Genomic DNA, 12,731 nt, shown 5'->3' with positions numbered 1-12,731 from the left:
CATGATCCGCTTAAAGGCGCAGAAGCTCTCTCTTAAGACTAACACATTATGGCTGCTTCCAATTGTAAAATTTCGAACCGATGATGACCGAGACAAGGCCCCATGCCAGCATAATTGCGATATTTACCCAGAATGTGGCATGCAGCACGCTGATATCATACACCATGCTGTCGCGTATCCCGTTTGCGAAATAAGTCAGCGGCATGACGTTCGCGAGCGGTTTAATATAGCTGGGCAGTACGTTAATATCGAAGAAAACACCGCTAATGAACATCATGATGAAGCTGGTTAAATTCGCCATGCCGAAATAACTTTCCATCGTCTTGCTAAACCCTGCGAGCATAAATCCGACTCCTGCAAAAGACAACGTTCCGACAAGGAAAACAATCAAGAATGCAGGCACATTCATATTGATATGTGCACCGAATGCGAGAACGCCGATCAGCGTTAGGAGGACGATCTGAATCGCACTAAGGATAAATCGTACCGCGATGCCGCCCATTCCGAACAGTCCCATACTCGCCGGCGTCAGAATCAGTCTCTTAAGCAAACCATTGCGCCGCATCTCTACCATGGATACCATGCCGAACAAGCCGGCTTGCGAGATCGCAAGAGCAATTAATCCGGTGAGCAGGAAGTCTGTATATTTCAGTTCCTCACTGCCTGCGGATACGAAATCCGTCTTCAGGGTAAATGCAGGGGCAACACCGGAAGCGGCACTATTCATCTGCAGCACGATATTGTTTAGAATACTTTGTATCGCCTGCGATGAAGGAGAGTTCTGCTTCTCCTTATTCAGCAGCAGCTCAAGCGAGGAGGCCTCTGCCGACTGTGGCAACACAATAACCGCATCCACATCACGATCCTTCAGCCACTCCTCCGCCTTCTCACGACTTACCGGCGTTTCTGACTTATACTCGAATACGTCAATCTGCTTCAACCCGGTGCGCAGATCCTCCGCTAAAGTATTGGAAGAGGGTTCAACGAGTGCAAGCTTTGCCGAGAAACTGCTGCTCGAACTGCCGCCGAATATCATGATAAAGATAACTAGCAGAAGAACAGGGTAGAAAATCGACCAGAACCATACATTCTTATCACGGAACGTTGTTTTAAACTGTGCACTAAACAGCTTCTTGAATTGATTCCATCTGTTTCGGTTCATGGCTCAGTCCCTCCATTCTTTGCCTGTGAACGCAATGAAGACGTCCTCCAGGCTCATTTCGCGAATGGATACCTGTTCAACCTCAATGCCTTGCTGGGAGGTAAAGCCAAACAATTGATACAGCGTTTCCTCCGGTTGCAGCGACCAAACGACCAGATGATCACCGCTTCGTCTCACACGCGTAACGGCAGTATTGCCTAATGCAATATGCTCCGCCAGCGATGCGTGCTCATCCCCTCCGGTAAACGTAAGATGAATCTCACGCTCCTTCGTCAGGCGTCCGATTAAGGCTTTTGGCGTATCGAGTGCAACGATTCGCCCTTGATCCACGATGCATACGCGATCGCTCAGTTTGTCTGCTTCCTCCATGTAATGCGTCGTAAGAATCGTGGTTTTGCCAATAGCTTTGAGCTTCAGCACGATGTCCCAAATGTTGCGCCTTGCTTGTGGATCGAGCCCTGTTGTCGGTTCATCCAGGAAGATCAGATCTGGATCGCTAATCATCGCAAGTCCAATTGCAAGCCGCTGCTTCTGACCGCCGGAGAGCGCCTTTACCCGTTTATTTCGATGCTCCGCCAAGTTGATATAGCCCAATATTTCATCTGTCGGCCGCCGCCTATTGTAGAAGGAAGCGAACGTTTCGAGGTTCTCCTCCACCGTCAGCAGATCGAACAATGCATTGGTCTGAGGCTGCACGCCAATTTCCATTTTGATCTGAGACTTGTTCTGCGCCCAATTCATGCCTAGTACGGTCACCGATCCGCGGTCTGGCTCCTGCAGCCCTTCAATCATTTCAAGCGTCGTTGTTTTGCCGGCTCCATTGGGTCCGATAATTGTAAATACCTCACCTTTCTGCACCGTAAAACTAATGCCATCCACCGCTACTGTACCTCCGAATGACTTGCGCAGATCATCGACGATCAGCACTGTCTCGCCTGCCTCATGCCTTGTCACCAGCCATCATTCCCCTTCCTTCACGCTGTCTTCTCCCCCTACTTTAGCACTGGAAAATAGAAGCAAGAACCGCCTGTGGGGGGAATTGATCTCGGTCTAGAGAAGGATTAGCGTGAGTGGTACCCGATGCTTAGCTTTGCTTGCTAGCCGCGCATAGCAATGGCATTGCCTGAGGTATACCGTTTGAGTCCGATACGAAATAACACCGTACCTGCCGCCAATAGGCCGATCGTCATCGCTATCGCCTGCCAGAAGAAGCTCGGATCGAAATCACGCATCAAACCGATCGGCAGATAGCTAATGAATCCTGCAGGAACAAGTGTAAACAAGAGCAGCTTCGCCGCACCGCGAAAGATACCGGATGGATATGTCGAAAGTGCCACAAAGCTGTTAAATACTTGACCTGCTATCCCTTCGGCATTGCCGAAGAAGAACGCGAAGCTGCCGGCAATAATCATGACGCCCATAAATATCAATCCGCTAATAAGCAGAGCCAATCCGAACTGCACCGCACCAAGCAAGCTGTGATCGCCGACCCAAGCATACACGGCCAGCCCGAATAGAAAATCTCCTGCAGCGGTAAGGGACATTCGGCTAGCCAATACATGAAGCAGCACAGGCTTCGGCTGTGATAAATACACATCGAGCTGGCCGCTTGAAACAACAGTAGCGATGCGATGAAAGTTGCCGAAGAGCATATTCGCCCAGCCGAAACCGCCTGCCCCGACAGCCCAGAGCATCATGACATCGGATAACTCCCAACCGTTTACCACCTGGAATCGATTGAAGAACAGAGTCCAGAAGAACAACCACATGAAATTGTTAATAAACATCATCCCGGCCAGCAAGAAGAAGCTGAGCCGATATTCCATTGTGGATGCTAAGTTGACTTTCCAGCAGGTGAGCAGAAACCGAATCGTCCCGAGCGGCGTCTGCACCTGGTCTCTCTCATCTTCCTTCTCTAGGTTATCCGCCATTGACATGCAGCTTTGCCACTCCTCTCCGGTACATCACGATCGTGAAGCAAGTCAGCACAGCTATCCAAGCTGCCTGAATCGCTACTTGCTGCAGTAAAGAGGCAGACCCATAATTCACAGCCGTTCTTGCCGGAAAATACAACATAGCCTGGAATGGCAGCCATGAGCAGATGCGCTGCAGCCATTCCGGCATTAGATCAAGCGGCAGCAGCATGCCGCCTACGGTGAATTGCAGCTTGTGCAGCACAAACTCCATCCCACGTGTCTCTTCCACCCAGAAGGCGCATAATGCAACGACCATGTTCAGCAGAAATGCAATCGTGAGCGCACCGAGCGTAAGAGACAACAGGCCTGCCCAACCAAGGCCGAAATTCGGCGGTCCAACAAACGTCCACGCTATCATGCTGCCAACTGCCAAGTGGACGAAGAATCGGAATACCGCTTCTGATAGGTAAGCGGCATAGTGATAGCCAACGTACGAGATGGGTCTGATAAGCCGGATCGCAATATCGCCGCTCTTCACCTCATTCTCAATGGCTGTACATATGGCTGGCACCCCCATCGTAATCGCCTCTGTGAATACCAAATACCAAATGATTTGCTTTAGCGTATAGCCATTTATGACACGGGAGCTGTCTCCGTCATAGGCAGCACTCCACAACTGTACGAATACAAACAGGATAAGCAGCAGAAACGAAGCCCGCATGATAAAATCCGTCTTATAGGCCAATTGCTGCCGCATCGTAATTTGAGCAACGGCTCCTATTTTCTTGCTTCTTCGTACCCATAACGGGTTTAAGTTCCGAATGGCCATCGCCCTACCCTCCCGACCCATAGATATGCGTAATGATCTCTTCCATCGGCGGATCTTCTACCGTCATGTCGTCCAGCCTGAACTGACCCATCAATGCGCTGACTACCGATTCAATGCCTACTTGTTTCAAGTCCACAGCAAGTTTCAAGCGGCGACCTTCTGAGCGGAGGATTTCCATGCCTAGAAGATCCGGCAGCATGCCGGCAATGTAATGTTCCGACAAGGTTAGGGAAATGATTTTGCGGCTCAATACTTCTCGCTTTAACCGATCAACAGGTGCATCCAGCAAAATCCCGCCATGATGGATAACGACAGCCCGCGAGCATAGCTCCTCCATATCTCCGGCATCGTGAGACGTTAGGAAGACCGTCGTCCCTTCCTCGCGATTCACTTCCAGAATCAACTCGCGAATCCGCTGCTTCACGACTACATCAAGCCCAATCGTCGGTTCGTCCAGAAACAACAGCTCCGGCCTGTGCAGGAAGGAAACCGCGATCTCGCAGCGCATCCGCTCCCCTAACGAGAGCTTACGAACAGGAATATTCAGGTAAGGTCCCAGCTCGAATCGCTCGATTAAATCTGCCCGTCTCGCTAGATAGTCACTTCGGTTCAGCTCGTAGACCCGACTGATCAAGTCAAAGGTATCGATCGGAGGCAAATGGTACCACAGCTGCGATTTCTGCCCGAATACGGCGCCAATTCGAAAAGCCAGCTTCGTCCGCTCCCGCCATGGCGTTAATCCCAGTACTTGCGCTTCACCGGAGGTAGGGTGGAGAATACCTGTCAGCATCTTGATCGTCGTTGATTTGCCTGCTCCGTTCGGTCCCAGAAACGCAACCCGCTCTCCTCTTGCTACGGTCAGATCAATTTGCCTTACGGCCACCTTCTCCTCCCATTGCGGCCGAATGAGCGAGCGGATGCTCCCCGAAAGTCCGGCATCCTTGCGTTTCACGGCAAAGCTTTTGCTTAATCCATGTGTCTGTAATGCAGCTGTCGTCATTGATTTCTCCTCCTGCCCTCGTACGGTGCTCCGGTAAAGCAAAAAAGACCTCCTGCGAGCACCGCCTTATCTTTGTAAGGCGGAACTTGCCGAAGGTCTTTTATCCCTACGGTGTAGCATGACATATCGTCGTTTGCCGGTTTCGCTCGGTTCGCCATGTGCGGATCCCTAGAAACCCTTCCGTTTAATGTAACATATTACCAGCCGTTTCAAAGGTTGGCAAGACATTTTTCCGGAAGCTTGTAAACCGTTTATGCGGGATGGAGGAGGTCCTCCATCATCGTGATTAATCGCAGTCTTACTTGCTGTAGTCGTGAGGCAAAACATTCCATACTATGATCATCACAGCCTTGGGTACGGAGCAGAGCTGTGCTCATCAACCCATAGGCTTCGTCCAATTGCGTGATTTCCTCACTTCTGGTCAAGTCTCGATCATAAATGCGCACACGATAAAGCAAATCCTCAGTTGATCTGAGCAGCCTTTCATACATGGTATTCATCACTGGCTTCCTCGCAATCTCTTATTTGGTATAAGCTAGTCTATGAAGTGCGTTAGCTAAATATAACCTATTACGAGATTTATGAAACCTTCCCAGTGAATTGTAAATAAAAAAAAATAATCCGGAGCATCTGCTCCGGACTACTAATTTAGTCATATTATACGCCGAATGCTTGCGGATTCTCACGCCACGACTGCAGCAGCGCGATATCGCTCTGTTGAACGATTCCTTGCTCAGCCGCAACCTCGATCAGCGCGGAGTAGTTCGACAAAGTTGCAAGCGGAATGCCTTCTTCAGCGAATGCTGCGATGGCATTCGGGAACTGATAGGTGAAGATGGCTACCACGCCTTGCACCTCACAGCCTGCTTCACGCACTGCTACTGCGGCTTTCAAGGAGCTTCCGCCTGTCGAGATCAAATCCTCAATCAAGACAACCTTTTGCCCCGGCTTGAAGTGACCTTCGATCTGATTCGTTTTGCCATGGCCCTTCGCTTTGTCGCGCACATAGAGCATTGGCAGGTTCAGCTTCTGCGCAACCCATGCTGCATGAGGGATGCCGCCGGTTGCGATACCCGCAACTGCTTCGCAATCCGGGAATTGCTCACGGATGACTGTCGCAAATCCTTCTGCGATCAGATCGCGAATTTCCGGGTAAGACATCGTAAGGCGATTGTCGCAATAGATCGGTGATTTCATGCCGCTTGTCCATGTGAACGGCTCATTCGGACGAAGGGCTACGGCATTAATTTGCAGCAGTCCTTTGGCAATCTCGCGCGGTAATTGTTCCAGTACAGGTGTAGTCAACTAGATCAGCTCCTCAATAATAGATTCCAGTGCAAGCCGCGGGTTTGCGGCAGCTGTAATGGGTCTTCCGATCACCATATAATCGGTTCCTTGCTGCAGCGCCTCTCGTGGCGTCATAATGCGGGACTGGTCATTCAGATCGGCTCCTGCCGGGCGAATACCAGGTGTAATCGTGCGGAAGTCCGTTCCGCACGCCGCTTTAATCGTTGGCACTTCTTGCGGTGATGCCACTACTCCGCCAAGTCCTGCTTGTTTAGCCAGTTGTGCATAACGAACGACAGCTTCTTCAACGGAGCCGTTGATGCCGATTTCATCGTTAAGAACTTGCTTGCTCGTACTTGTCAGCTGGGTTACGGCAATGACGAGAGGACGCGCCAATGTGGCATCACTCGCGAGTGCCTGCTCCACGCCTTCCATTGCCGCTTTCATCATATCTAAGCCACCTGCAGCGTGCACATTGAACACATCGACGCCGAGCTTCGTGATGCTGTTCGCCCCGCCTTTGACCGTGTTCGGAATATCATGCATCTTCAAGTCCAGGAACACTTTATAGCCGCGCTCCTTAAGTCCAATTACGAAGCTTGGACCAGCCGCGTAGAACAGCTGCATACCAACCTTCATGTAGCATGGAATACCTTCTAAGCTGTTGACCAGCGCTTCTGCCGCTGCTGCATCCGGATAATCCAGCGCAACCATAATACGGCCAGCCGCTTCTTCTCTGCTAAGTTTCATCATTAGGCAGCCCCTTCACTAGGTCTATACAGGCATGGCGAAAGCCTGCTTGAAGGCAGGCTTTCGCGGCCAATTACGGCCATTCTATTGGTTATTTCTGTGCCAGTACCGGCATTGGACGCGAGGAGAAGTTGATGGTCTGCAGCATGTTAAGCAGCGCGCGAACGGTATCGAGCGATGTCATACATACGACGCCATTCTCAACGGCTTCACGGCGAATCCGGAAGCCGTCGCGCTCAGGTGTCTTGCCCTTCGTCAGCGTGTTCACTACGAAATGTGCTTGACCGTCGCGGATCAAATCCAAGATGTTCGGCGAGCCTTCGCTCAGCTTGTTCACCGTTTGTACGCGCAGTCCCGCTTCTTCAAGCGACGTTGCAGTACCGCCGGTTGCAATGATATTGTAGCCCAGCTCGTAGAAGCCGCGCAGAATTTCAATCGCTTCCGGTTTATCTTTATCCGCTACCGTTGCAATGATGGAGCCTGTTGGCGGGATACGCATGCCTGCGCCAACCAAGCCTTTGTACAGAGCTTTCGCGTACTGCTGATCGCGGCCCATAACTTCACCGGTCGATTTCATTTCCGGCGTCAATGTAGGGTCAACGCGGCGCAGCTTCGCAAAAGAGAAGACCGGTACTTTAACCGATACAAAGTCATCTTCCGGCCATAGACCTGTTTCGTAGCCAAGATCCGCAAGCTTCTCGCCAAGGATTGCCTTCGTTGCCAGGTTCGCCATCGGAATATTCGTTACTTTGCTAAGGAACGGAACCGTACGCGAGGAGCGCGGATTCACTTCGATTACATAGACTTCGTCTTGGAAGATAACGAACTGGATGTTAACCAATCCGATAACGTTCAAGCCTTTAGCAATTTTGATCGTGATTTCGACCATTTTCTGCTGCAATTCCGTCGAAATGGATTGCGGCGGGTACACAGCGATGGAATCGCCGGAGTGAACCCCTGCGCGCTCAACATGCTCCATGATGCCTGGGATCAGAACCGTTTCGCCATCACAGATCGCATCAACCTCTGCTTCTTTACCGAGCATGTAACGGTCGATCAGTACCGGATGCTCCGGATTGATTTTGACCGCCTGCACCATGTACGTGAGAAGCTCTTCGTCGGAATATACGATTTCCATAGCACGTCCGCCTAGGACGTACGAAGGACGAACAAGCACCGGATAACCAAGGCCTTGTGCAGTCTCAACCGCTTCATCCACGGAAATGACTGTTTTGCCTTTCGGTTGTTTAATGTTCAGCTCATTCAGAAGCACTTCGAACTTCTTGCGATCCTCGGCAGCATCGATGCTCTCCAAGCTGGAGCCCAAGATACGAACGCCTGCTTTAGTCAGCGGAGCAGCTAGGTTGATTGCCGTTTGACCACCGAATTGAACGATAACGCCAATCGGGTTCTCTTGTTCGATGACGTTCATAACATCTTCGTAGAAGAGCGGCTCGAAGTAAAGTCGGTCTGAAGTGCTGAAATCCGTCGATACGGTTTCCGGGTTGTTGTTGATGATAACCGCTTCGTAACCGGCTTTCTGAATCGCCCATACCGCGTGTACGGTCGAGTAATCGAACTCGATACCTTGGCCGATTCGAATCGGGCCGGAGCCAAGCACGAGCACTTTCTCTTTCGTCGTTTCCGTTACTTCGTTCTCAACTTCATACGTCGAGTAGTAATAAGGTGTCGTTGCTTCAAATTCAGCCGCACAAGTATCAACCATTTTGTATACCGGTTTGATGCCTTGCTCAAGGCGGTGTTGACGCAGTTCCAGCTCATTGATGAATGTTGTATGGTTGCCTTCACGGCGGATCTCTGCAATGGAGCGGTCGGAGAAGCCTTTACGTTTTGCAGCGTACAGCTGCTCGTTTGTCAGTACGGATGCACTGCGAAGCTCCGCTTCGAATGCGACAATGCTTTCGATTTTTTCAAGGAACCACCAGTCGATTTTCGTTAAATCTTGAATATCCTGAAGCTTGTAGCCACGGCGGAATGCTTCCGCTACGAGGAACATCCGCTCGTCATCCGGCTTCGCCAGACGAAGGCGCAGCACATCATCTTGCAGCTCATGTGCTTCTTTCAAGTGAATGCGATGCGTGCCGATTTCCAGGGAACGAACCGCTTTATGAATGGACTCTTCGAATGTACGGCCGATCGCCATAACTTCGCCTGTCGCTTTCATTTGCGTGCCCAGCTTACGGTTTGCCGATATAAATTTATCGAACGGCCAGCGCGGGATTTTGGATACGATATAGTCCAGCGTCGGCTCGAAGCATGCATAAGTTTGGCCTGTTACCGGGTTGACGATTTCGTCAAGCGTGTAGCCGACTGCGATCTTGGCAGCCATCTTCGCGATTGGGTAGCCTGTCGCTTTGGATGCGAGCGCCGACGAGCGGCTTACGCGCGGATTCACTTCGATAACATAGTATTGGTAGCTGAACGGGTCCAGTGCGAACTGTACGTTACAGCCGCCTTCAATGTTCAGTGCGCGGATAATCTTCAGCGATGCCGAGCGAAGCATTTGATATTCGCGGTCGGACAACGTTTGGCTTGGCGCTACGACGATGGAATCGCCTGTATGTACGCCAACCGGGTCAAAGTTCTCCATGTTACACACGACGATACAGTTATCGTTCGCATCTCGCATAACTTCATACTCGACTTCTTTCATGCCTGCGATCGATTTCTCGATCAAGCATTGGCCGATTGGGCTGTAACGGATACCGGATGCTACCGTTTCGAGAAGCTCTTCTTCGCTTGCGCAAATACCGCCGCCTGTTCCACCCAGTGTATAAGCTGGACGAACAATGATCGGGTAGCCTATTTCGTTAGCGAAATTCACAGCTTCCTGTATCGTTGTAACGATAACGCTCTCTGGCACTGGTTGCTCCAGCTCGCGCATCAGATCGCGGAACAAATCACGGTCTTCCGCTTTCTCGATTGCCGTAAGCTGTGTACCCAGCAATTGAACGTTCTCGCGTTCCAATACGCCGGCACGCGCCAACTCGACTGCCATGTTAAGACCTGTTTGTCCGCCAAGTGTTGGCAGCAAACCGTCCGGACGTTCTTGACGAATGATTTGAGATACGAATTCAAGTGTAATCGGCTCGATGTATACTTTATCAGCCATATTTGTATCCGTCATGATTGTAGCCGGATTGCTGTTGATAAGTACAACCTCGTAGCCTTCTTCTTTAAGCGCTTGGCAAGCTTGTGTGCCTGCATAGTCGAACTCTGCAGCTTGCCCGATGACGATTGGACCGGAACCGATAACGAGAATTTTCTTCAGCTTATTATTTCTGGGCATATTGCAGCTCTCCTCTCAATGATGCCGCCAATTGTGCTTGACGAGGTATTTGCGGGTTATTTCTTTTATGTTCACGAATCATTTCTAGGAATTGATCGAACAGGTAGCTTGAATCGTACGGTCCCGGTGCAGCCTCTGGGTGGTATTGAACCGAGAAAGCCGGGAATTCGTTATGTTTCAAGCCTTCAATGGTCTTGTCATTGTTGTTGATATGCGTAACTTCCAGCTTTGTTCCGGCTACGGAATCTTCGAGAACGGTGTAACCATGGTTCTGCGAAGTGATGTAGCAGCGGCTCGATGCCAGTTCTTTAACCGGGTGGTTACCGCCGCGGTGACCGAACTTCAGCTTCGCTGTATCGGCGCCGCAAGCAAGTGCGAACAATTGATGGCCAAGGCAGATCCCAAAGATCGGGTATTCACCAAGCAGCTCTTGAATCATTTTGACAGCGTGTGGAACATCCTTCGGATCCCCAGGGCCGTTCGACAATTGAATGCCGTCCGGGTTCAGGCGGCGGATTTGATCAGCTGTCGTGTCGTGAGGAACAACGACTACATCACAGCCGCGCTTCGTAAGCTCGCGGAGAATACCGCTCTTCGCGCCGTAGTCTACCAGTACGATACGCTCGCGTTCGCCTGGGCTGGAGAAAATGCTCTTCGTCGATGTACGAGCAACTTGATCGCGCATCAGCGGTGTCAGGGACAGACGCTCAGCAAGCTCTTCAATACGCTCATTGCCTGTTGTCAGCATCCCTTTCATCGTGCCGTAGTGGCGCAGCTTACGAGTCAGCATCCGTGTATCGATGTCGCTGATTCCGATGATGCCATACTCCTTGAGCAAACGATCAAGCGTGTATTCCGCTCTCCAGTTGCTTGGTACCGGCTCATGGCGGCGAACGACGAAGCCGTGAATGTAGGGGCGTACCGCTTCGAAATCGTCGCGCGTAATGCCGTAGTTCCCGATCAAAGGATAGGTCATGGTTACGATCTGTCCGCAGTAGGACGGATCGGAAAGTACCTCTTGGTAACCTGTAATCCCTGTATTAAAAACAACCTCGCCGGCGGATTGACCCTCAGCGCCAAAGCTGAGTCCTGTAAACAGCGTGCCGTCTTCTAATAACAATCTTGCTTGCATCCGTATCACTCCTAGTTATCAAGTTGCTTACTATTCTTGAAGCTCTGTCCAAACGACATTTCCGTCTACGATTGTTGCTACCGGCCAGCCGGACAACTTCCAGCCGCCAAATGGTGTATTTTTACCCTTCGATGCGAAGCTCTCTGGGTTAACCTCACGTTCATTCTCGATATCTACAATGGTCAGATCAGCAGGTGCGCCTGCTTCCAGAACGCCGCTGCGAAGTCCGAAGACGCGCGCCGGGTCTGATGTCATTCGCTTAAGCAGGAAGCCTAGCGACCATTTGCCTGTTTTAACGAACTTCGTATACATAAGCGGGAATGCCGTTTCGAAACCGACGATGCCAAAAGGCGCCAGCTGCATGCCGCGTGCCTTCTCTTCCGCACTGTGCGGCGCGTGATCCGTAACGATCATATCCAGCGTGCCATCTTCTAGTCCTTCGATAACCGCTTGTACGTCTCGCGGTGTGCGCAGCGGCGGGTTCATTTTCCAATTGGCATCCATGCCCGGGATATCCTCATCGGAGAGAATCAAGTGATGCGGACAAACCTCAGCTGTTACTTTAATGCCGATTTGCTTAGCCATTCTGATCAGGCGAACCGATTGCTCCGTACTTACGTGGCAGACATGATAGTGAACGCCTGTTGCTTCTGCCAGCAAGATATCGCGTCCTACGTGGATTGCTTCGGACTCGTTCGGAATGCCTTTAAGTCCGTTCTCCGCTGCAAATTTGCCTTCAGTCACTGCTGCTCCGACTACGAGAGAATCATCTTCGCAGTGTGCGATAACCGGCATATTCATCGAAGCTGCAAGCTTCATGGCATCTTTCATCATTTGTGCGTTCTGTACGCCAACTCCGTCATCGGTAAACCCAATTGCGCCAGCTTCTTTGAGCGCTGCGAAGTCCGTCAGCTCGCGGCCAAGCTCGTTCTTCGTAATGGCCGCATAAGGCAGCACATTGACGATACCTGCGCTCTTAGCCTTATCCAGTATGTAGCGCACTGTCTCCGGCGTGTCCGTTACGGGACGAGTGTTCGGCATACAAGCGATTGTGGTAAACCCGCCTCTTGCCGCGGAGCGTGTTCCGCTTGCAATATCCTCTTTATATTCGAAGCCCGGCTCGCGCAGATGCACGTGCATGTCGATAAATCCTGCGGAGATAAGCTTTCCTTGCGCGTCTATAATGTCGTGTCCGGCTGTATCCGGCTCACCGGAAGCCGCATCGGCAATCGCAGCGATCAGTCCATTCTCAATTCGAACGTGCTTTCGTGCTGTCTCACCTGTCTGTTCGTCCCAAACGAGTCCGTTTAAAATCCATATTGCCATGATCGTTTTCTCCTTCCGG

General features: G+C 51.2%; 11 protein-coding genes. All 11 read right to left on the bottom strand.

Features of this window, described 5'->3' with window-relative positions:
* Positions 1-46: 46 nt before the first annotated feature.
* The 11 genes from AC506A_RS01005 to pyrC all read right to left on the bottom strand — a co-directional run bounded on the left by AC506A_RS01005 (position 47) and on the right by pyrC (position 12,712).
* On the bottom strand, positions 47-1,162 hold the full coding sequence (locus AC506A_RS01005) for an ABC transporter permease (protein ID WP_495459158.1): 1,116 nt from the start codon (positions 1,160-1,162) through the stop codon (positions 47-49).
* Positions 1,163-1,165: 3 nt separating this feature from the next.
* Positions 1,166-2,116, bottom strand: a complete 951-nt coding sequence (locus AC506A_RS01000) for an ABC transporter ATP-binding protein (RefSeq protein ID WP_495459157.1) — start codon at positions 2,114-2,116, stop codon at positions 1,166-1,168.
* 143 nt (positions 2,117-2,259) lie between these two features.
* Complete coding sequence (locus tag AC506A_RS00995) at positions 2,260-3,099, bottom strand: ABC transporter permease (RefSeq protein ID WP_495459156.1); 840 nt, start codon at positions 3,097-3,099, stop codon at positions 2,260-2,262.
* Positions 3,083-3,907, bottom strand: a complete 825-nt coding sequence (locus AC506A_RS00990; RefSeq protein ID WP_495459155.1) for an ABC transporter permease — start codon at positions 3,905-3,907, stop codon at positions 3,083-3,085. The genes AC506A_RS00995 and AC506A_RS00990 overlap by 17 nt, the downstream gene beginning before the upstream one ends.
* A 4-nt stretch (positions 3,908-3,911) precedes the next feature.
* A complete protein-coding gene (locus AC506A_RS00985; RefSeq protein WP_495459154.1) occupies positions 3,912-4,907 on the bottom strand; it encodes an ABC transporter ATP-binding protein in 996 nt (331 codons plus the stop codon).
* A 251-nt stretch (positions 4,908-5,158) separates the two neighbouring features.
* Complete coding sequence (locus AC506A_RS00980; RefSeq protein ID WP_495459153.1) at positions 5,159-5,407, bottom strand: hypothetical protein; 249 nt, start codon at positions 5,405-5,407, stop codon at positions 5,159-5,161.
* Between the two features lie 157 nt (positions 5,408-5,564).
* Positions 5,565-6,212 (bottom strand): orotate phosphoribosyltransferase, encoded by a 648-nt coding sequence (gene pyrE / locus AC506A_RS00975; protein ID WP_495459152.1) that lies wholly within the window; start codon positions 6,210-6,212, stop codon positions 5,565-5,567.
* On the bottom strand, positions 6,213-6,944 hold the full coding sequence (gene pyrF, locus AC506A_RS00970; protein ID WP_495460934.1) for an orotidine-5'-phosphate decarboxylase: 732 nt from the start codon (positions 6,942-6,944) through the stop codon (positions 6,213-6,215). It lies immediately after the preceding gene.
* Between the two features lie 91 nt (positions 6,945-7,035).
* Positions 7,036-10,254: a carbamoyl-phosphate synthase large subunit gene (gene carB, locus AC506A_RS00965; RefSeq protein ID WP_495459151.1), complete on the bottom strand. Its 3,219-nt coding sequence runs from the start codon at positions 10,252-10,254 to the stop codon at positions 7,036-7,038.
* Positions 10,241-11,386 carry a glutamine-hydrolyzing carbamoyl-phosphate synthase small subunit gene (gene carA, locus AC506A_RS00960; protein ID WP_495459150.1) on the bottom strand — a complete coding sequence of 382 codons (1,146 nt, stop codon included), beginning with the start codon at positions 11,384-11,386 and terminating at the stop codon, positions 10,241-10,243. The genes carB and carA overlap by 14 nt, the downstream gene beginning before the upstream one ends.
* A 30-nt stretch (positions 11,387-11,416) precedes the next feature.
* Positions 11,417-12,712 carry a dihydroorotase gene (gene pyrC, locus AC506A_RS00955; RefSeq protein ID WP_495459149.1) on the bottom strand — a complete coding sequence of 432 codons (1,296 nt, stop codon included), beginning with the start codon at positions 12,710-12,712 and terminating at the stop codon, positions 11,417-11,419.
* Positions 12,713-12,731: the final 19 nt, after the last annotated feature.

It is taken from the genome of Paenibacillus sp. N22P23, from assembly GCF_059383735.1.
This window is presented reverse-complemented; position numbering and strand designations above follow the sequence as displayed.